Source organism: Ensifer soli, assembly GCF_041928815.1.
GTDB lineage: Bacteria > Pseudomonadota > Alphaproteobacteria > Rhizobiales > Rhizobiaceae > JBHFEI01.
This window is the reverse complement of the sequence record NZ_JBHFEI010000001.1, coordinates 17,063-38,356: the sequence shown is the minus strand read 5'-3', so window position 1 is coordinate 38,356 and position 21,294 is coordinate 17,063. Positions and strand designations below refer to the sequence as shown.

The 21,294-nt window shown below is 67.8% G+C and carries 13 protein-coding genes and 1 pseudogene; 9 read left to right on the top strand and 5 right to left on the bottom strand.

The genetic code is table 11. The features are described 5' to 3' along the window. Positions 1 to 55: 55 nt before the first annotated feature. Both ACEVQ6_RS00125 and ACEVQ6_RS00120 read left to right on the top strand, forming a co-directional pair. Positions 56 to 1,387 carry a calcium-binding protein gene (locus tag ACEVQ6_RS00125; RefSeq protein ID WP_374886858.1) on the top strand — a complete coding sequence of 444 codons (1,332 nt, stop codon included), beginning with the start codon at positions 56 to 58 and terminating at the stop codon, positions 1,385 to 1,387. A gap of 301 nt (positions 1,388 to 1,688) precedes the next feature. Next, positions 1,689 to 2,564, top strand: a complete 876-nt coding sequence (locus ACEVQ6_RS00120; protein WP_374886857.1) for a LysR family transcriptional regulator — start codon at positions 1,689 to 1,691, stop codon at positions 2,562 to 2,564. 15 nt (positions 2,565 to 2,579) lie between these two features. Here ACEVQ6_RS00120 and ACEVQ6_RS00115 read toward each other — a convergent pair whose 3' ends face one another. Beyond that, positions 2,580 to 2,819, bottom strand: a complete 240-nt coding sequence (locus ACEVQ6_RS00115) for an SMc00767 family acetate metabolism repressor (protein ID WP_374886856.1) — start codon at positions 2,817 to 2,819, stop codon at positions 2,580 to 2,582. Between the two features lie 85 nt (positions 2,820 to 2,904). Continuing rightward, a complete protein-coding gene (gene aceA, locus ACEVQ6_RS00110) occupies positions 2,905 to 4,194 on the bottom strand; it encodes an isocitrate lyase (RefSeq protein ID WP_374886855.1) in 1,290 nt (429 codons plus the stop codon). A 229-nt stretch (positions 4,195 to 4,423) separates the two neighbouring features. On the opposite strand from aceA, the gene ACEVQ6_RS00105 reads away from it, so the two are divergent. From ACEVQ6_RS00105 to ACEVQ6_RS00080, 6 genes are all read left to right on the top strand, one after another. Then, entirely contained in the window at positions 4,424 to 5,833 is a 1,410-nt protein-coding gene (locus ACEVQ6_RS00105) for a helix-turn-helix domain-containing protein (RefSeq protein WP_374886854.1), read from the top strand. Between the two features lie 215 nt (positions 5,834 to 6,048). Then, positions 6,049 to 7,143, top strand: a complete 1,095-nt coding sequence (locus ACEVQ6_RS00100) for a polyamine ABC transporter substrate-binding protein (protein WP_374886853.1) — start codon at positions 6,049 to 6,051, stop codon at positions 7,141 to 7,143. A 121-nt stretch (positions 7,144 to 7,264) separates the two neighbouring features. Continuing rightward, positions 7,265 to 8,407 (top strand): ABC transporter ATP-binding protein, encoded by a 1,143-nt coding sequence (locus tag ACEVQ6_RS00095; protein ID WP_374886852.1) that lies wholly within the window; start codon positions 7,265 to 7,267, stop codon positions 8,405 to 8,407. A 5-nt stretch (positions 8,408 to 8,412) separates the two neighbouring features. Continuing rightward, positions 8,413 to 9,324 (top strand): ABC transporter permease subunit, encoded by a 912-nt coding sequence (locus ACEVQ6_RS00090; protein ID WP_374886851.1) that lies wholly within the window; start codon positions 8,413 to 8,415, stop codon positions 9,322 to 9,324. Between the two features lie 4 nt (positions 9,325 to 9,328). Further along, positions 9,329 to 10,144, top strand: a complete 816-nt coding sequence (locus ACEVQ6_RS00085; protein WP_374886850.1) for an ABC transporter permease — start codon at positions 9,329 to 9,331, stop codon at positions 10,142 to 10,144. Positions 10,145 to 10,157: 13 nt separating this feature from the next. Further along, positions 10,158 to 11,408 carry a M10 family metallopeptidase gene (locus tag ACEVQ6_RS00080; RefSeq protein ID WP_374886849.1) on the top strand — a complete coding sequence of 417 codons (1,251 nt, stop codon included), beginning with the start codon at positions 10,158 to 10,160 and terminating at the stop codon, positions 11,406 to 11,408. Positions 11,409 to 11,686: 278 nt separating this feature from the next. On the opposite strand, the gene ACEVQ6_RS00075 is transcribed toward ACEVQ6_RS00080, so the two are convergent. Then, the gene (locus ACEVQ6_RS00075) at positions 11,687 to 13,468 is read right to left on the bottom strand and encodes an AsmA family protein (protein WP_374886848.1); all 1,782 of its coding nucleotides are present in this window, start codon (positions 13,466 to 13,468) and stop codon (positions 11,687 to 11,689) included. 223 nt (positions 13,469 to 13,691) lie between these two features. Here ACEVQ6_RS00075 and ACEVQ6_RS00070 point away from each other — a divergent pair, with 223 nt between their 5' ends. Next, the gene (locus ACEVQ6_RS00070; protein ID WP_374886847.1) at positions 13,692 to 15,644 is read left to right on the top strand and encodes an acetoacetate--CoA ligase; all 1,953 of its coding nucleotides are present in this window, start codon (positions 13,692 to 13,694) and stop codon (positions 15,642 to 15,644) included. A gap of 293 nt (positions 15,645 to 15,937) precedes the next feature. Here the strand turns inward: ACEVQ6_RS00070 and ACEVQ6_RS00065 are convergent, their stop codons facing one another. Both ACEVQ6_RS00065 and ACEVQ6_RS00060 read right to left on the bottom strand, forming a co-directional pair. Next, positions 15,938 to 17,620 (bottom strand): ABC transporter permease, encoded by a 1,683-nt coding sequence (locus ACEVQ6_RS00065; RefSeq protein WP_374886846.1) that lies wholly within the window; start codon positions 17,618 to 17,620, stop codon positions 15,938 to 15,940. Positions 17,621 to 17,874: 254 nt separating this feature from the next. After that, a pseudogene (locus ACEVQ6_RS00060) lies at positions 17,875 to 20,193 on the bottom strand (ATP-binding protein); the annotation flags it as partial. Positions 20,194 to 21,294: the final 1,101 nt, after the last annotated feature.

The window sequence follows — 21,294 nt, the reverse complement described above, 5'->3', positions numbered from 1 at the left end:
AGCCGCCATGCCGGTCTTCCTTCAGAAAGGACGCATCAGCCCGAAGGAGATCCAGATGCGTTTCAGCTTCCACAACTTCATCATCGACAGCATCTGGAACGACACGCTGGAGGGAACCTCGGACAAGGACATGATCGAGCTCAGCTTCGGCAACGACACAGCCTATGGCCGCGCCGGCGACGACGTCATCTGGGACAAGGACGGCGCGCGCAACGAGGGCGTCTGGGGCGGCAGCGACGACCGCATCGACGGCGGCTCCGGCAATGACCTGATCTTCGGCGGCTGGGGCGCCGACACCATCATCGGCGGCAGCGGCTACGACACGCTCGACTATCGCTACAGCCGCTCGGCCGTCGTGGTCGACCTGCGCCAGGGCAAGGGCCTCGGCGACAGCGACTCCGCCTCGCGCGGCGACACGATCTCCGGCATCGAGGAAATCTGGGCCACGGATTTTGACGACGTCCTGATCGCGCGGACGAACGAGACGATTTATGCCGGCGGCGGCAACGATATCCTGCAAGGCGGGACCAGCAACTCCATGCTCGATGGCGGTTCCGGCAACAACACCTTTATCGTCGGTGCCGCGGCAAACAGGATCTATGCCGGCTCGGGGTTCGACACGGTTGACTATTCCGGCCTCGGATATGGCGTGGCCTTCGGCTACTCCGCCGGCAGCCAAGCGGCCACTGCCATCGGCGCCCGTCTGGCAAATACGCCCACTGGCGCCGACAAGATCATCGCCACGCGTTTCAGCGACTATATCGACCTCGGCGTCTTCTCCGAGGACAGCTACCTCATCGAGGCCGGGCGCGGCAACGACACGATCATCACCCGTGGCGGCAACGACACGCTTCGAGGCGGCGACGGCAATGACACGCTCGACGGCGGCGCGGGCAATGACACGCTTTATGGCGATGCCGGCAACGACACGCTGACGGCCACGAATGGCTACAATCGTCTCTATGGCGGAACGGGCAACGACACGCTGACCGACGGGACCGACGACGACCGGCTCGACGGCGGCGCCGGCAACGACATCCTGCGCTCGAGCTTCGGCTACGACACGATGACCGGCGGCTCGGGCGCCGATACCTTCCTCTTCGACCGCTATTCGCAATATTGCGCACGGCCGGTGATCGTCGACTTCAACCGCGCCGACGATATCATCGACCTGTCGCGCATCGACGCGGTCACCGGCCTCAGCGGCAACCAGGCGTTCATCTTCGATCCGAAGGGCTCGGGCGATATCGGCACGGTCCGGGCGGAATTCGTCGGCAACACCACCATCGTCACCACCGTCGCCGGCAAACAGGGCTCCTATGTCGACGACATGCAGATCATCCTCAACGGCCGCCACACCCTGACGGCGGAGGATTTCATTCTCTGACACGTGGGCCGATCCGCTCCCCGTCCGGGGATTCGGCGTGCGGGCGCGACGTGTGTCGCGAAAGCCGGGGCCGGGCTCTCCGCCACGCGAGCGACAGCAAGCGGAGCCACGGACGGCCGTGGCGGCGATAGAAGCGATCCTCCTCGTCGGGACGGCGTTTTCGCGACCTGTCCAGAAGGTCATGCAGCAGGGCGGCGGAAAAGGGATCCATCATCGTGACGCTCCATGTCGGGGACGTCATCGGTCTTAGGCATCTAAAATCGCTTTATACATGCAGGAATTCGGGCTACGTTTTTCAGAAATGAAAAACATCGACTGGGATCTCTATCAGCTGTTCCTGTCCGTCGCCGATCTCGGCGGCCTGACGGGGGCGGCCGGGCGGACCGGCCTCAGCCCCGCCACGATCGGCCGGCGGATGCTGGCGCTGGAAGAGGACATCGGCCGTCCGCTCTTCCTGCGCAGCCAGAGCGGCTATGCGCTGACGCAAGAGGGCGCCGCCCTGGCGGAACGGCTGAGGGAGATGGCGGCGGCGGCGCGTGCCGTTGAAGCCTGGCGGCGGGAAGGGCAGGGCCTGACGGTCGTGCGGATCATGGCGGGGACGTGGCTGTCGCTGCTGATCGCCGAGAATTTTCCGGCGCTCGCGACGGCGCGCGATCCGTTCCGCATCGACCTCACCGTCGGCGAGCAGCGCGCGAGCCTGTCCTATCGGGAGCACGACATCGGCATCCGCGCCTTCCGGCCCGAGGAGGGCAATCTGGCGGCCCAGGCCTTCGGCGACTGTGCCTATGCGCCCTATACCCTGCGCAACGGCGACCGGTCGCCCTCGGCCCGTTTCGTCGCCGTCGCCGAGCCGGACGCCGTCTCCGCCTATCTCAACTGGCCGCACCGCAACGCGGCGGACCGGATCGCGGTGACCGTCAGCCGTCCGCGATCGCTGCTCGATCTCGCCCGGGCCGGGGCCGGGGTCGCGGTGCTGCCCTGCTTCGTCGGCGATCTCGATCCGGCGCTTGTCCGGGCGGGGCCTGAGATCGGCGAACTGCGCCACGGCCAGTGGATCGTCACCCATGACGACGACCGGCATCGCGGCGACATCCGGCTGGTGCGCACGCGACTGGCGCGGCTCCTGAAGAGCCACGCCGATCTCTTCGCCGGGAAGCGGCCGAGCCGGGCGCCGTGACGCGGAACGCCGGGATCAGCCCTGGCCCTGCGTGACGACGACCGGGATCATCAGGTCGCCCCAGTTGCCGGCACCGCCATGGTGGCGGGCGGAGCGGATCAGTTCGACGGAGACGCCGGCGTCGACCGCCTTCATGATGGCGTGGTTCAGGCGATGCAGGTCGTTGGCGACCATGCGGATCGCCGCCTGCTGGTCGGCGCTCATCGCCGAGGCCTGTTCTTCGGCGCGTTCCTTGACGCGGGTCTGGACGGTCATGGCATTTCTCCTCTTGTCTCAGGGGTTGTTGAAGGTCACGTCTTGCGGGCGCACCCCTTCCGATCGGAAAGGGTGCGAAGGCGGGTTACTCGGCGGCCGGGCGGAACTGCTCGTGCTCGGTCGAGTCGTGCATGGCGGTCGTGGACGACGTGCCGCCGGTGATCGCCACCGATACGGCGTCGAAATAGCCGGTGCCGACCTCGCGCTGGTGCTTGGTCGCGGTGTAGCCGTTGACCTCGGCGGCGAATTCCGCCTCCTGCAGCTCCGAATAGGCGGCCATCTGCCGGTCCTTGTAGCCGCGGGCGAGCTCGAACATGCCGTAGTTCAGCTGGTGGAAGCCGGCGAGCGTGATGAACTGGAACTTGTAGCCCATCGCGCCGAGCTCGCGCTGGAACTTGGCGATCGTCGCGTCGTCGAGGTTCTTCTTCCAGTTGAACGAGGGCGAGCAGTTGTAGGCGAGCTTCTTGCCCGGATGGACCTTGTGCACGGCCTCGGCGAAGCGGCGCGCCTGTTCGAGGTCCGGCTTGCCGGTTTCCATCCAGATCAGGTCGCAATGCGGCGCATAGGCGATCGCCCGGGCGATGCAGGGCTCGATGCCGTTCTTCACCGGGTAGAAGCCCTCGACGGTGCGGCCGGCATCCGCGTCGACGAAGGGCCTGTCGCGCTCGTCGATGTCGGAGGTGAGCAGTTTCGCGGCCTCCGCGTCGGTGCGGGCGACGATCAGCGTCGGCACGCCCATGATGTCGGCGGCGAGCCGCGCGGCGTTGAGGTTGCGGATATGGGCGGCGGTCGGGATCAGCACCTTGCCGCCGAGATGGCCGCACTTCTTCTCCGAGGCAAGCTGGTCCTCGAAATGGACGCCCGCCGCGCCCGCCTCGATGAAGGCCTTCATGATCTCGAAGGCGTTGAGCGGCCCGCCGAAGCCGGCTTCCGCATCGGCGACGATCGGCGCGAACCAGGTGTCGACCGAAAGCCCCTTGTCCTCCTGCGTCTCGATCTGGTCGGCGCGCTGCAGCGTGCGGTTGATGCGCTTCGCCAGTTCCGGCGCCGCATTGGCCGGATAGAGCGACTGGTCGGGATACATCGCCGAGGCCGTGTTGGCGTCGGCGGCGACCTGCCAGCCGGAAAGGTAGATCGCCTTCAGCCCGGCCCGGACCATCTGCATGGCCTGGTTGCCGGAGAGCGCGCCGAGCGCGTTGACGAAGTCCTCCTCGTGGATCAGCTGCCACAGCCGGTTGGCGCCCCGTTCGGCAAGCGTATACTTGATCTCGACGGAGCCGCGCAGCCGCGCGACGTCGGCGGGGGTATACGGCCGCTCCAGCCCGTCGAAACGTCCCTTCGGTGCGCCGGGGACCAGTGTGTAAAAATCTGTCATGACTCTCTCTCTGAAGGCTGTCGGAAAGCGATGGCTCTGCTTTTCGCTTCCGACGGGACGAAATCTGATGTGACAGGATTTACTATTTTGAATTCCCCGACGCCATGGAAATCCGGAATATGACGGTCTATAAAGGGTTAGGATGTCTGGTGTTTGACAGGCTCACAGTGTAAAAATGTCAAAATTGTAAAGCCGTCATCTGCGACGAAAGTTGTAAAGGTCGTGACAAATGGTGGAGCGGAAGATTTTCGCCGGCCCGCGCCTGCGCCGCATGCGCATGGGGCTGGAACTGACCCAGACGGCGATGGCCGAGGCGCTCGGCATCTCGCCCTCCTATCTGAACCTCATCGAGCGCAACCAGCGGCCCTTGACGGTGCAGCTTCTCCTGAAGCTTTCCTCCGTCTACCGGATCGACCTCGACGAGTTGCAGGAGGAGGCCTCCGCGACGCTCGCCCCCTTGCGCGACGTCTTCGCCGATCCGCTGCTTTCCGGCGAGCTTCCGGGCGATCAGGAGCTGATCGGGCTTTCCGATGTCGCCCCCAATGCCGTGCGCGGCGTCGTCAAGCTGCACCGGGCCTATCGCGAGCAGGGGGCGCGGCTGAAGGACCTCGCCCGGCTGATCGGCGAGGAGGGACAGGCGACGGCGCTGTCCGAGGCCCGCCTTCCGATCGACGAGGTGCGCGAGGCGCTGGAGGGCCGCTCCGCCTATTTCCCCGCGATCGACGCGGCGGCGGAGGCGTTCCTCGCCGACCTGCCGCCGGGGGAGGAGACCGGCCAGCGGCTGCGCGACTGGCTGCGCCGCACCCAGGGGCTCGCGGTGCGCACCCTGCCGGTGCATGTGATGCCGACGCTGCGCCGCCGCTTCGACCGGCATTCGATGCGCCTCTTCCTCTCCGGGCGCCTCTCGGCCTTCGACCAGCTCCGCGAGGTGGCGATGGAGGCGGCGCTGATCGCCTTTCCCGATGCGATCGCCGCCGATCTCGACGGGCTCGACCTGAAGACGGCGGAGGCGTTGCGCATCGCCCGCTTCGAGCTTGCCCGCCATGCCGCCCATGCGCTGATGATGCCCTATGCCGCCTTCCATACGGCGCTCGCCCGCGCCCGCTACGATCTCGATCCGGTCGCGGCCCAGTTCGGCGTCTCCTTCGAGCAGGCGGCGAGCCGTCTCGTCACCCTGCAGCGGCCGGGGCTTGCCGCCGTGCCCTTCTTCCTGATGGAGATCGACCAGGCGGGCAACAGCCTGCGCCGCGCCGGCGCGGGCGGCTTTCCGGAAGCCCGCTTCGGCGGGCGCTGTCCGAAGCTCGGCCTCTATGCCGCCTTCGCCCATCCGGCCGAGATCCTCGTCGACCGGGTGGAGATGCCGGACGGCGCCGCCTTCCTCACCGTCGCGCGCACGGTCGAGGGGCCGGTCGCGGGCTTCGGCGAGCGGGTGCGGCGCACGGCGCTGATGCTCGGCGCCGATGCGGGCCTTGCCGGCGAGACGGTCTATGCCGCCGGGCGCCTGCCGGCCGTCGAGGGCGGAACCGCCTGCCGGCTCTGCGAGCGGCAGGGCTGCCTCGCCCGTGCCGAGCCGCCGGTCATGCGCCCCCTCGGCCTCGACGACATGGTGCGCGGCCTTTCCTCTTTCGACTTCCAGTGAAGGGGTGCGGCACTGCCATTTTAAGTGTTCCTTATAAACGGCGGGACGGCTTGTGGTTGGCTGGAAACCTGCCTAACCTTGCGCTGCAACGAAAGGGAACGAAGCTGGACCCGACAGAGCCGGGGCAGGCGGCGCCATCGATCGTCGGCGTGTCGCGCCCGGTCGGGCGATGCCGCCGCCGCGCGCCAGGGGGCCATCGCAACAAGGGGAATGGTATGTCCAGGAACATCGTGCCGGCCATCGCCGTGGCGCTTCTCGCGCTGCCGGCAACGCTCGCGAACGCGCAGGAGCGGGTGGTCAACGTCTTCAACTGGTCCGACTACATCGATTCGAGCATTCTTGAGGATTTCACCAAGGAGACCGGCATCAAGGTCGTCTACGACGTCTTCGATTCCAACGAGATCCTGGAGACCAAGCTTCTGGCCGGCGGGACGGGCTACGACGTCGTCGTGCCGACTGCGACCTTCCTGCAGCGCCAGATCGCAGCCGGCGTCTTCCAGAAGCTCGACAAGAGCAAGCTGCCGAACCTTTCCAACATGTGGGACGAGATCTCGACCCGCGTCGCCACCTACGATCCCGGCAACGAATACGCCATCGACTACATGTGGGGCACGACCGGCATCGGCTACAATGTCGACAAGGTGAAGCAGATCCTCGGCACCGACGAGAAGCCGACCTGGGACGTGCTGTTCAAGCCCGAGATCGCGGCGAAGTTCAAGGATTGCGGCATCCACATCCTTGACAGCGCCACCGACGTCGTGCCGAGCGTGCTCGCCTATCTCGGCCTCAATCCCGACAGCCACGATGCGGACGACCTCGCCAAGGCGGAAGAATTGCTGTCCTCCGTCCGGCCGTATGTTCGCAAGTTCCACTCGTCTGAATATATCAACGCGCTCGCCAATGGCGACATCTGCCTCGCCCTCGGCTATTCGGGCGACGTGTTCCAGGCGCGCGACCGTGCCTCCGAGGCCGGCGCCGGCGTCACCGTCGACTATTCCATCCCGCCGGGCGGCGCGCAGATGTGGTTCGACGTGATGGCGATCCCGGCGGATGCGCCCCATGTCGCGGAAGCCCATGAATTCCTCAACTACCTGATGAAGCCGGAGGTCATCGCCAAGGCCAGCGACTACGTCTACTACGCCAACGGCAACAAGGCCTCGCAGCAGTTCATCAGCAAGGACGTGATCGAGGACACGGCGATCTATCCGCCGGAAGACGTGATGAAGCAATTGTTCACCACCACGCCCTTCGACGCGCGGTCGCAGCGCGTGCTGACGCGCATGTGGACAAAGGTGGTGACCGGCCAGTAAGGCGACCTTCCAGACGATGCCCGGACCGCAATGTCCGGGCATCGCCGCTTTGGGATATCGCGCGCGTGCCGTTCGGGGGGACGGCCGTGGCGCGCAGTCACATGATCAATCGGGGTGAACCATGAAGTCACTGGGCAGCATCCGCCGTTCCTTTTCTCCCTGGACGGATCCTGAGGCGAAGCCGTTCATCGCCTTCAAGAACGTCACCAAGCGGTTCGGTGATTTCACCGCCGTCGACAACCTCTCGCTCGACATCTACACGCGCGAGTTCTTCGCCCTGCTCGGCGCGTCCGGCTGCGGCAAGTCGACCTTGCTGCGCATGCTTGCCGGCTTCGAGCAGCCGACCTCCGGCGACATCGTCCTCGACGGGCAGAGCCTGAAGGGCATTCCGCCCTATCGCCGGCCGGTCAACATGATGTTCCAGTCCTATGCGCTGTTTCCCCACATGTCGGTCGAGGCGAACATCGCCTTCGGCCTGAAACAGGACGGCATGCCGAAGCCCGAGATCGCCGAGCGCGTCGCGCAGATGCTGAAGCTGGTCAAGCTCGAGAAATTCGCCGCGCGCAGGCCGCACCAGCTCTCCGGCGGCCAGCGCCAGCGCGTCGCGCTCGCCCGCTCGCTCGCCAAGCGACCGAAGGTGCTGCTCCTCGACGAACCGCTCGGCGCGCTCGACAAGAAGCTGCGCGAGGAGACCCAGTTCGAGCTGATGGACCTGCAGCAGGATCTCGGCCTCACCTTCATCATCGTCACCCACGACCAGGAAGAGGCGATGACCATGGCCGACCGCATCGCGGTCATGTCGCATGGCAAGGTGGTGCAGGTGGCGACCCCGGCGGAGATCTACGAGGCGCCGAATTCCCGTTTCGTCGCCGACTTCATCGGCGACGTCAACATCTTCGAGGGCGAGTCCACCGACATCGCCGGCGGCCGCCTGACCGTGAAGACACCGGCGGGCATGGTGATCGAGGTGCCGTCGAGCCGCCCGCCGGCCGTCGGCCAGCCCGGCGTCATCGCGGTCCGGCCGGAAAAGATCCGCGTGACGCGCGAGGCGCCGGCCGGCGCGCCGGTCAATGCGGCGAAGGGCGAGATCTGGGACATCGGCTATCTCGGCGACATGACCGTCTTCCACGTCCGCCTCGCCGACGGCAGGACGGTGAAGGCGTCCTCGCTCAACGCCGTGCGCGCGGTCGAGGATCCGCTCGGCTACGACCAGGAGGTCTGGATCTCCTTCGACGCCGATGCCGGCGTCATCCTGAGGGATTGAAGGCGATGCAGAAGCTCGGTTCCGCCATCTTCAGCCGCCTCGTCATCATCATTCCCTATGCCTGGCTGCTCGTCTTCTTCCTCATCCCCTTCGTCATCGTCTTCCGCATCTCGCTGTCGGAGACGGCGGTGGCGATGCCGCCCTATTTGCCGGTCTTCAACCTTTCGGACGGGATTTCCGGGCTCATCGACGGCATCCGCCAGTTCTCCTTCGCCAATTATGTCTGGCTGACCGAGGACGCGCTCTATTTCAACGCCTATGTGTCGAGCGTCGTCATCGCCGCCGTCTCGACCGTGCTGACGCTGCTGATCGCCTATCCGGTCGCCTATGGCATGGCGCAGGCGCCGCGCAGCCTGCGCCCGACGCTCTTGATGCTGGTGATCCTGCCGTTCTGGACGAGCTTCCTCATCCGCGTCTATGCCTGGATCGCCATCCTCAAGCCCGAGGGCCTGCTCAACCAGTTCCTGCTGGCGACCGGCATCGTCAGCGAGCCGCTGATCATCCTCAACACCCATCTCGCGATCTATATCGGCATCGTCTATTCCTATCTGCCCTTCATGGTGCTGCCGATCTATTCGTCGCTGGAAAAGATGGACCACACGCTGACGGAAGCAGCGCTCGACCTCGGCTGCACGCCGGTCACCGCCTTCTGGCGCATCACCTTCCCGCTGTCGCTGCCGGGCGTCGTCGCCGGCTGCATGCTGGTCTTCATCCCGGCGGTCGGCGAGTTCGTCATTCCGGACCTGCTCGGCGGATCGGAGACGCTGATGATCGGCAAGACGCTGTGGAGCGAGTTCAATTCGAACCGCGACTGGCCGGTCTCCGCCGCCGTCGCCACCATCCTTCTCCTGATCCTGGTCGTGCCGATCGTGTTCTTCCAGAATGCGCAGGCGAAGGCCGACGAGCGCGGGAGATAGGTCGATGGCACGCTGGTCCCGCTTCAACATCGCCTCGATCGTCCTCGGCTTTGGCTTCCTCTACCTGCCGATCGTGCTCCTCGTCATCTTCTCCTTCAACGAGTCGCGGCTCGTCACCGTCTGGGCCGGATTTTCGACCAAATGGTATGGCGAGCTTTTCCGCAACCAGGCGCTGATGGACGCCGCCTGGGTGACGATCCGCGTCGGCGTGCTCTCGGCAACGGTGGCGACGGTGCTCGGCACCTTCGCCGCGCTGTCGCTCGTGCGCTATCGCCGCTTCCGCGGACGCCTGCTCTTCTCCGGCATGGTCTATGCGCCGCTTGTCATGCCGGAGGTGATCACCGGCCTGTCGCTGCTGCTGCTCTTCGTCGCGCTCGGCTTCGACCGCGGTTTCTGGACCGTGACGTTGGCGCACATCACCTTCAGCATGTGCTTCGTCGCGGTGGTGGTGCAGTCGCGGCTCGTCTCCTTCGACCAGTCGATCGAGGAGGCGGCGATGGACCTCGGCGCGACGCCGGTCAACACCTTCCTCCAGGTGACGCTGCCGGTGATCGCGCCGGCGGTGCTGTCGGGCTGGATGCTCGCCTTCACGCTCTCCCTCGACGATCTGGTCATCGCGAGCTTCACCTCGGGCCCGGGCGCCACGACGCTGCCGATGAAGATCTACAGCCAGGTCCGGCTCGGCGTGACGCCGGAGATCAACGCCGCCTGCACGCTGCTGATCGGCATCGTCGCGCTCGGCGTCGTCGTCGCCTCCGTCATCAGCCGCCGGCGCGACATCCAGCGGCAGAAGGACGAGCAGGCGGCCTTTGCCAACTGAGGAGCAAGGACGGATGGCACTTCCCTATTTCCTGGCGGCGCTGCGCAACGGCCAGCAGGAGACGCAGTGGTACAGGCCCTATGCCAATGCGGCGGACGGGGAGCGGGTCACGCTCACCTATTCCTTCATGACGTCGGTGCCTGAGGGAACGGCGACCAGCTACGGCGATCCGAACACGAGCTTCGAGACCTACTCGGCGAGCGAGAAGGCCCTGGTGGAGAAGGCGCTGTCGATCTTCACCGCGTCGATCGGCGTCACCTTCAGGCTGGTCACCGGCGCCGCCAACATCGAATTCGGCCAGTTCGATCTCGCCCGCTTTTCCGGCTATGCCTACTACCTCTATTACGACAAGACCGAGGGTACGCCGTATACGGACACGCCCTATGGCGACGTCTGGCTCGACGTTGACAGGGAGGCCGGCGACCGGTCGCTCATCCTGCACGAAGTCGGCCACGCCCTCGGCCTGAAGCATCCGTTCGAAGGCAAGGCGACGCTGCCGGAGGCGCAGGACAAGACGTCGAACACGGTGATGTCCTATACCTGGGACACGGAGATGAAGACGCTCGGCGTCTTTGACGTCATCGCGCTACAGAGCGTCTACGGGCCGGCCCGCGCGCGGCTTGGCAATGACACCTATGTCTTCGGCCGCGACACGCTGATCTGGGACGGAGGCGGCCGCGACACGATCACGGCCGCCGCCGCGAAAAAGGCGGTCACCATCGACCTCAACGACGGAAGCTGGAATTTCGCCGGCCGCAAGACCGCTTCGCTGCTCTCGGACGGGCAGGTCTATCTCGGCAACTTCTCGATGATCGAGAATGTCACGGGCGGCAGGTTCAACGACACTCTCACGGGCAACGAACTCTCCAACAGGATCGTCGGCGGGGCCGGCGACGACAGGATCACCGGGGGCGCCGGCGCCGACACGCTTTTCGGCGGACCGGGTGCCGACACCTTCGTCTATCGCGCCGCGGACGATCTCGGCAGCCTCGCCCGCTTCGACCGGATCCGCGATTTCGATGCCGGCGACCGCATCGACCTCCGCAAGATCGATGCCGACGAGACGCGCGGCGGCAACCAGGCCTTCACCTTCCTCGGCAGCGACAGCGACGGGATTGCCTTCACCAAGGGCAGGGGCGGGCAGCTCTGGTATGACGAGCGCCGCGACATCCTGTTCATAGAGACGGACGGCGACGGCATCGCCGACCACAGGCTCGGCATCGCCGGCCTGTCGACGCTGACCGCCGACCATTTCCTGCTTTAGAGTCTGTCAGGCATACGCGGAATCCGGTTCTCCCGAAAAGACGAACGACAACGAAGGAGGCGAGAGGCTGTCTGGTTCGGAATGAACCTGACAGACTTTCGGGCATTTTTGACGGTCACTGGTCCACCGGGAATGCTCTGTCTCCCTGCTTCAACGGAGTGTCCGGACGTCAAATCCGAGCCGGATTCGACGGGAAATGCTCGCTTCTTTTGTTTTTGCCGCATTCTCCGACGCCGAGCGATGCCGCTTCGGCTGGAAAGCGCCCGGGCGAAGACCCGTCACGGAGCCTCGGAGAGGACGGAAAGCGGGGTGATCGTCAGGTCCGGCCAGGCGCCGCCGGCGAAGAAGCGGACGGACCCGCCGGTAAGCGGACCGACGGCGGGATTGAGCCGGCCGGCAAGGGCGACGCTGCCGTTCGCCGGCCTGAGCACGCCCGACAGCGTGAGCACGCCCTCCGTTCCCTCCGCCCGGGCACCCTCGAGCGTGATCGTCCCGCCGTCGACCGAAGCGTCCATGTCGAGCGTCGTGAAGGCGAAGGCACCGGCGCTGGCGGCCGAAAGCGGGAAGAAGCCGCCGCCCGTGGCGCGGTCGACGAAGGCCGGCACGTCGACATGCTCGATCCGGCCGTTCAGTCCGGAAAGCCTCAGCCGTCCCGACACGCCCTGCGGCGCGCCGCCGGAGAGCAATGTGGCGATCGACAGCTCGGCCTGAAGGTCGCCCCGCCCGGCAAGCCTCGGGCCGTCGAGGGCGGCAAGGCCAGGAAGCTCGGCGAGGTCGGCGTCCTTCAGCAGGGCGGTGAGGCGACCGGGCTCCGCCCCGTCGCGCGGGCGCAGCAGCCGGCCGGTGAGCGTCCCCTCGGCGAGCGTCGCGTCGCCGATGTCGACGACGGTGCCGCGCGCGTCGACCATGACGCCGGCGGCGACATCCGTCAGCGCCAGCGCGCCGGCGACGAGGCGGTTCGCGGACACGCGCAGGTCGAGGCCGACATGGCCAAGGACAGGCGGGATCCGCACCGGCGCCCCGGACGGCACCAGCGCCTGCAGGTCGACCGTGTCGAAGGCCAGCGTGCCGATCAGGCGCGGCATGGCACCGGTGATGTCCTGCAGGTCGAGCACGCCGGTCGCCACCGCCGTGCCGAGCGTCATCTGCAGCGTGTCGAGGCGCATGGTGCCGCCGGTCATCGTCACCGTGGCATCGGCGGTCAGCGGCCGTCCCTCGCTCTCGGGCGTCTCCGGCAGCTCTCCCGCCAGCCAGCCGGCGAGCTTGCGCAGCGACGGCGAGGAGAACTGCAGGTGCCCCTCGCCAAAGCCGTTCGCGCCGAAGCCGGCCGTGCCCTCGAAGGCGAGCGCCATGAGCGGCGCCGTCAGGTCGATGTCGAGCGAACTGCCGCTGCCGGAAAAAAGCCGCGCCGGTGCATCGCTCGCAAGCCTCAGGTCGACGGTCTGGCCGTTGAGCGTGGCGCGGGCGCGCAGGCTGAGCCGCGCATCGGGTCTCGGCCAGCGCAGCACGCCCTCGATCGCGGACATCCGTGTCGGTCCCTCGCCGAAGCCCTCAAGCGACACCGCGCCGTTTTCGACGGTAATCTTGCCGATCGGTGGCTGCTCCCCGTCCGCCCGTCCGTCGGCGGCATCGGCGAAAGCCCTGGCGAGCGGCGTGCCGCCCGGCCAGTTGAGGCGGCCGTCGGCGGACCGCGCGAGGGTGACGACCGGATCCGTCAGGACAAATGCGTCGAATTCGGGCAGGCCGAGAAACGCGCTGCCGAGGTCGAATTCTGCCTCCACCCGGCCGATGGTGGCGATCGGCTCGGCTTCTCCGGGCGGGCGCAGCGTCACGCCCGAAAGCGTCAGCGTCGGGTGCGGCCAGAGTGCCAGCGACGGCGGACCGGCAAGGTCGACCTCGGCGCCGGTCCAGTCGGCGAGCGTCCGCTCCAGCGCGCCCTGGAGATCGATGCGGGCGAGCATGGCCGGCAGCGCCACGAGGTAGAAGAGCACGAGCGCGGCCGCGCCTGCCGCCAAGCCGACGAGGAGCCGCGGATCTTTGAGGAAGGCGAAAAGGGGCATCAGCCGTCTTCTGGGCATGTCCTTCCGTTCACGTTCGGCGATCCACCGTTGCGGTTCGTGACTGGATAGGCGTTCGGACAGCGGAAAGCAAATCCCGCCGGCATGCGGCGTGCCGGCGGGGCGCGCGAGACTTGTCAAGGCTCGCGACTTCGTGAACATTGCAGTGCGACAGGGAGGCCGCGTTGCAGCGCAAGCCATCCCGCGCATGGTTTGAGGAGCGACGATGACCGACGACAGACCCCTCTGGACCCCCTCCGCCGAAACGCTCCTTTTCAGCCCGATGGCGCGGCTGATGGCCGAGTGCGGCGCGCGCGCCGGCACCGTCTTCGCCGATGCCGATGCCTTTCACGCCTGGTCCGTCGGCGACCGCGCCGCCTTCTGGTCGGCGGTCTGGGACAGTGCGGGCGTGATCGGCGAGAAGGGCGGCGTGGTGCTCGCCGACGAGGGCGAGATGATCGCCGCGCGCTTCTTCCCCGAGGCGCGCCTCAATTTCGCGGAGAACCTGCTTCGGCGCTCGGGCCCCGCCGACGCGATCGTCTTTCGCGGCGAGGACAAGGCGGAAAGCCGCCTCTCCTTCGATGCGCTCCGCGCGCTGGTCTCGCGCGCCCAGCAGGCCATGCGGGCGCTCGGCATCGCGCCGGGCGACCGGGTCGCCGCCATGATGCCGAACCTTCCCGAAACGGTGGCGCTGATGCTCGCCGCCACCTCGCTCGGCGCGATCTGGTCGTCCTGCTCCCCCGATTTCGGTGAAAAGGGCGTGCTCGACCGCTTCGGCCAGATCGAGCCGAAGCTGTTCATCGCCTGCGACGGCTACTGGTACAACGGCAAGCGGCAGGACGTGGCGGCGAAGGTCAGGGCCGTGGCGTCGACGCTCGGCGTGCCGGCGCTCATCGTGCCCTATGCCGGCGATGCGGCCGCCCTGGCGGGCGAGATCGGCGGCGGCGTCACGATCGACGACTTCGTCGCCCCTTACGCGGCGGGCGAGATCGCCTATACGCGCCTGCCCTTCTCGCATCCGGTCTACATCCTCTTTTCCTCGGGCACGACCGGCATCCCGAAATGCATCGTCCATTCCGCCGGCGGCACGCTGCTGCAGCACCTGAAGGAACTGCGCTTCCATTGCGGCCTCGTCGAGGACGAGCGGCTGTTCTATTTCACCACCTGCGGCTGGATGATGTGGAATTGGCTGGTCTCGGGCCTTGCCTGCGGCGCCACCCTCTGCCTCTATGACGGGTCTCCCTTCCATCCCGACGGCAACGTCCTCTTCGACTATGCCGCGGCCGAAGGCTTCGCCGTCTTCGGCACCTCGGCGAAATATATCGACGCCGTGCGCAAGGCCGGGCTGGCGCCGCGCGAGACCCACGACCTTTCGCGCCTGCGGCTGATGACCTCGACCGGCTCGCCGCTCTCGCCGGAGGGTTTCTCCTTCGTCTACGAAGGCATCAAGCCGGACGTGCAGCTCGCCTCGATCTCCGGCGGCACCGACATCGTCTCCTGTTTCGTGCTCGGCAATCCGCTGAAGCCGGTCTGGCGCGGCGAGATCCAGGGGCCGGGGCTTGGCCTGGCGGTCGATGTCTGGAACGACGAGGGCGTGCCGGTCCGGGGCGAGAAGGGCGAGCTCGTCTGCACCAGGGCCTTCCCCTCGATGCCGGTGATGTTCTGGAACGACCCGGACGGCGCCAAGTATCGCGCCGCCTATTTCGAGCGTTTCCCGAACGTCTGGTGCCATGGCGATTTCGCCGAATGGACGCCCCATGGCGGCCTCGTCATCCATGGCCGCTCGGATGCGACGCTCAATCCCGGCGGGGTGCGCATCGGCACCGCCGAGATCTACAACCAGGTCGAGCAGATGGACGAGGTGGCCGAGGCGCTCTGCATCGGCCAGGATGTCGAGGACGACGTGCGCGTCGTGCTGTTCGTGCGGCTGAAGCCGGGCGTGGCGCTGACGCCGGAGCTCGAAAAGGCGATCCGGACCCGCATCCGCACCGGCGCCTCGCCCCGCCATGTGCCGGCGAAGATCGTCGCGGTCACCGACATTCCGCGCACCAAGTCCGGCAAGATCGTCGAGCTCGCCGTGCGCGAGGTCGTGCACGGCCGGCCGGTCAAGAACCGCGAGGCGCTCGCCAATCCCGAGGCGCTGGAGCTTTTCGCCGGCCTCGAGGCGCTGAAGCTTTGAGGGCGGGCTGACCGTTCGCGGGGCAGTGTGCCCCGTTAAGGGACGGCGGCCGCCCGTGTTAACCAGATCTTGAGACATGAGTGTTGCAGGCCAGATCAGGGGATGGGCCTGGAAAGGTTCTGTTTACGATTGGACAGGCATGGTGGTCTGGACGACGGACCGTTGGAGCCGTCGGACCGTTCAGGTCCCATGGGACGTGCTCCAGGACGCCGGTTCCTGATTTCCTGTTGATCGCATTGACTGGAGGTGGCCTCGGGCCACCTCTTTTTTTGCCCGCGACCGGGGCCTCTCGTTCAGGCCTTCCGGTCGAGCGCGCGCGAGACGAGGAAGACCGGGATCATGCCGGCGAGGATGATGATCATCGCCGGCACCGAGGCGTCTTCCACCTTGGCGCGGGACGCGTCCTCGTAGACGAGCGTCGCCAGCGTGTTGAAGTTGAACGGCCGCAGCATGATCGTCGCCGACAGTTCCTTCATCGTCTCGATGAAGACGAGGAGGCCGGCGGAAAGGGCGGCAGGCCGCATCATCGGCAGGAGGACGGAAAAGAGCGCCTGGCCGGCGCTCCGGCCGAGCGTGCGCGCCGCAAGGTCGAGATGGGGGGAGAGCTTCTGGAAGCCCGCCTCGATCGTGCCTTCCGCCATGGTGAGGAAGCGCACCGTCGAGGCGAAGATGATGGCGAACCCCGTGCCGGAGAGCAGCAGCCCGGTGGAGATGCCGGCATGCTGGCGCAGGAACGCGTCGAGCGCGTTGTCGAAGGCGGCGAAGGGAAAGAGCACCCCGATCGCGAGCACCGATCCCGGCACGCCGTAGCCGAGCGTCGCCAGGCGCCCGGCGACCGCGACCAGCCGCGAGCGGCCGCCGCGCGCCGCATAGGCGAGGACGAAGCCGATGACGACGGTCAGCGTCGCGGCGACGCCGGCGACGGCCAGGCTGTTGACGAGCGCGTCGATCAGGCGCTTGCCGGCGAAGAGTTCGAGCCGCCGGAGCGCGAAGCCGCCGAGGATGATGACGGGAACGAGGAAGCCGAACAGGATCGGCAGGAAGCAGGCGAGCATGGCGCCCGCGGCCTTCATCCCGCTCAGGCGGATGCGGATCGCGTCATGGACCGCGGCGGTGGTCCGGTTGCTGGAAAAGCGCTGGCGGCGGCGCGCCGAGCGCTCGACCGCGATCAGCAGCGCGACGAAGACGAGCATGATGCAGGCGATCTGCGCCGCGCCGCCGAGGCTGCCCCGGTTCAGCCAGGTGTCGTAGATCGAGAAGGTCAGCGTCTGGACGCCGAGGAATTCGACCGCGCCGATGTCGTTCAGCGTCTCCATCGTCACCAGCGTCAGGCCGATGACGATCGCGGGGCGCGCCATCGGGATCTGCACGGCGAGGAAGACCTTGAGCCGCCCCGCGCCGAGTGTCCGGGCGACATCGGCTGCCGCCCGTCCCTGCATCAGGAACATCGAGCGGCAGGAGAGGTAGATATAGGGATAGAGCACCGAGGTCAGGACGATGACCGCGCCGCCGAGCGAGCGGATGTCGGGGAACCAGTAGTCCCGGCTCGTCTTGAAGCCGAAGACGGCGCGTAGCGCCGATTGCAGCGGCCCGGTGAAGGTGAACATCTCGCCGAAGGCATAGGCCGCGAGATAGGCGGGGATCGCGAGCGGCAGCACCAGGGCGGCGGAAAACAGCCGGCGTCCGGGAAAATCGCAGCTTGCCACCAGCCAGGCGGTGGAGACGCCGACGACCACGGTGGCCGCCCCCGTCAGGGCGGAGAGCGTCAGCGTGCGCAGCGTCGCCCGGGGGATGACGTTCTCGACGAGATGCGGCCAGCCCTCCGTGCCCCCCGTCGCCGCCAGCCAGACGATCGCGAGGATCGGCAGCATCACGGCAAGGCTCGTGGCGACCGCCGTCGCATGCAGAAGGGGATGGCCGTTCGCGGCGGCGGCGAAGCGGCGGCGCAGCGGCCGGGGCGCAGTCGACTGCAGCATCACTCTGCCGGATGTCCGTCACGCGGCGCGTGCAGTTGCATGTCCGATCTCCCCGCGGGCGGCACGGCGCATGTGGCCGCAGACGCTCGTCAACCCGATGGAACGGCGCTCCCTTCGCACCGGCACGGCGGGAGAGGCCGCTGCCGCTTTGAAACATGTGCGCCAAACTCCGCTTTTCCTTAAGGGCAATGCGGGCAAATGAAAAGCCCGCCGCCGGAAGCAGGCGCCGCGACATGGCGGCGCGGGGTGGGATGTTAGCTCGTCAGGACGCGCTGGGAGGGAAAGGCGATCTCCACCAGCGTGCCCTCGTTCGGGGCGGACTGGATCGAGAAATGGGCGCGGTTTGCTTCCGCCATCGCCTTGGTCAGCGGCAGGCCGAGGCCGGTGCCGTCGCCGCGCTTGCGCGTTCCCGTCGTCACCTGGCGGAACGGCTTCATCGCCTGTTCCAGCTCGATCCGCGTCATGCCGATGCCGGTGTCGCGGATGCGCAGCACGACGCTGCCCGAGGCCTCGTAGGCCGTCGAGACGACGATCTGGCCGCCCGACGGCGTGAAGCGGATCGCGTTCGACAGGATATTGAGGGCGATCTGCTTGATCGAGCGCGTGTCGGCCACCACCGGCGGCACCATGCCGGACAGCGAAGTGCGGATGATCACCCGCTGGCCGTTCGCCTGCGGCTGCACCAGCGACACGGCCTCCGCGATCGTCTCGTTCAGCTCGACGGCGGTGAATTCGAGATCCATCTCGCCCGCCTCGATCTTGGAAATGTCGAGGAGGTCGTTGACGATATCGAGGACATGGCGGCCGGAGCGGCCGATGTCGTGGGCGTATTCGACATAGCGCGGATTGCCGATCGGGCCGAAATGCTCGCTCGCCATCATGTCGGAAAAGCCGATGATGGCGTTGAGCGGTGTGCGGATCTCGTGGCTGACGCGGGCGAGGAATTCGCTCTTGTGGGCATTGGCGGTCTCCGCCGCGCGCTTGGCGCTGCGCAACTCGTCCTCGGTCCGCTTCCACTGCGTGATGTCGCGGATGACGGCGCAGTAGCCGTTCGACGCCGGCAGGCGGCCGATGGTCATGAACAGCGGGATGAAACCGCCGCCCGCCTCGCGGCCGATCACCTCGCGCCCGTCGTTGAGCACGCTGGCGACGCCCTGGCCGGCGAGCCCGGCGACGTAATCGAGCACGGCCTTCTGGCTCTCATGGGCGAAGAGCACGGCGAAGGGCTTTCCGCGCGTCTCCGCGTCCTCGTAGTTGAACAGCGCGCTGGCGGAGCGGTTCAGCGAGCGGATTTCGCCGTCCGGGCCGAGCACGACGATGCCGTCCGTCGCCGTTTCGAGGATGGAATGGAGCTCGTCGATCTCCATGCGCAGCGCCGCCGCCTCGTCCGCGGTTTCTGACGCCACGGGCGTCTCCTCGGCATCGACGGTGGAGAGCGCCATCAGGAGCGCGCTCTTGTCCTCGAAGCGCACGGATTGCAGCCGCGCGGTCACCGGAACCAGCCGGCCGGAATTGGTGATCATCATCAGCGCGCCGCCCGGAAGGCCGGAGAGCCCGTCCTCCTCGCCGGCAAAGAGCGCGTCGAGCCCGCCGTCCTGGCGCAGCGCCTCCAGCGAGGCATAACCCGTGAGCTTCAGGAACTCCGGATTGGCGTGGTAGAGATGGTCGCCGGCATGGACGAGAAGCGCCACCGGCAGCGCGTCGATGAAGGCGGCGCCGAGACTGTCGAGCCGGCCTGCCGGCAGCGCCGGCGGCTCCGGCTCGGAGGCAGGCGGCGCGTCCGGCTCGCGCTCCGTGGTGGCCCCGGCGAGGCCTGACGGCGGTGTCTCGCGGGTCTCCTTGGGCGGAGCCTCGTCCGGCCGGGCGGGCGGGTCGGCAGCCTCGCCGGCGGCGACCTTCTCGGCGATCTGCCGGGCGATCTCGCGGAAGGTGGCTTCCTCTGAGCGCGTCAGCGTGTCGCGCGCGGCCGGGCGGTGGCTCTGAAGATCGACCACCTTGTCGGACGAGCGCCGGCCGAAGGGCGTGACCACCCGCAGCGCCGGCCGTTCGCCGCGAAACGGATCGTCATGGCCGTCGTCGTCGGGCGCGGCCCCGCGCTCCACCGGCGCATCGTCGCTCCCGGCGGACGCGGCCGCCATGGTGTCGTCCGCGGCCGGCGATGTCTCGGCCTGCGTGCCTTCGGGCGTCACTTCGGCAGCGGCGATGTCGCCCGTGCCGGGGTCCCCCGCGACGCCGTTGTCCTCGGCCCCCGTTTCGTCCGGGAGGACAGGTGCGGCGGTCGGGTCGCTCCCAAGGTCCGGGGTCGCGTCCCCGGCAGGGGAAATCCCGTCGGGATCCTCCGCCGCAACGGCCTCGGCCTCAGGCTCGGCCGGCGGCGGGAGGAGCGACAGGTCCTCGATCGCATCGGCGACGCGGACGATGCCGAAGCCGCGAAAGCCGTCGAAGACGCGGTCGCGCGTATAGGTCGGCAGTGCGGCGAGGTCGACGGGGACGCGAAACGGCGCGCCCTCCACCGGCCAGAGGATCGTCTTGCCCGACCAGGTGTCGCGCCGCCGCAGGAGATCGCCGATCCGCCCCTCGGGATCGAGCCCGTGGCGCGCGGCAAGCGCGTCGAAACTCTGGTCGACGATAGCGGCGGCGTCCGGCCCGACCGTGTCGGCGAATTCGCGCGAGACATCGCGGAAGCGTCCCTCGGCGTCGGTCTTCCAGACGAAACGGACGGAGCGACCGGAACGGTCGAAGATGAAGGGAGCGGCAGCATCCGCCGGGGCGCTGTCCCGGTCCAGACCCTCGTCGGCGGCGTCGACGGTGTCATGGAGGTCGGCGTGGGCGGCCGGTGCCGCAGCACGCTCTCCGGCCTCCGCCCCGCTTTCGGCCGCGACAGGCGCGATCTCGTCGTCAGGTCCGGCGTGTGCCGTCTCCATCGCCTCCGCAGCGATCGGGCCTTCCACCTTCTCGCCCCGCGGAGCCGCCGCGGACTGGCCGACGCCGGCGTCATGCGCACCTCCCCCGGTCGACCGGGGTTCCGCCGACGTTTCGACGAGAGGAACGGCCGGATCGGTCGAGGCCTGTATCCTGTCCGGGGCGCCGGCAGCCGCGTCCGCCCCGGCAGACGTCTCCGCCGCCGTTGCAGGCGTGTCGTCCGCCTCTTGCGGCGTTGCGGGTTCCGGCGTCCCCGCATCGTGCGGCGCCGCTCCGGTGACGGGCAAGGCCATCTCGCCCTCCGGGATCGCCGGTTCGGCGCCGGTTGCCGTGATCACATCGCTTCCCGCCGCCCCGTCCGCATCCGCGGAGGTCGCGATATCAGCCGGCGAAGCGGCAGCGTCCTCCGCCTCTTCCGGCGTTGCGGGCTCCGGCGTCCCCGCATCGTGCGGCGCCGCTCCGGTGACGGGCGAGGCCATCTCGGCTTCCGGGATCGCCGGTTCGGCGCCGGTTGCCGTGATGACATCGCTGCCGGCCGGCCCGTCCACATCAGCGGAGGTCGAGGTTTCAGTCCGCGAAGCGGCAGCGTCCTCCGCCGCTTCAGGCGTTGCGGGTTCCGGCGTCCCCGCATCGTGCGGCGCCGATCCTGAGACGGGCGAGACTGCCTCGGCTTCCGGGATCGCCGGTTCGGCGCCAATTGCCGTGATGACATCGGTTCCCGCCGCCCCGTCCGCATCAGCGGAGGTCGAGGT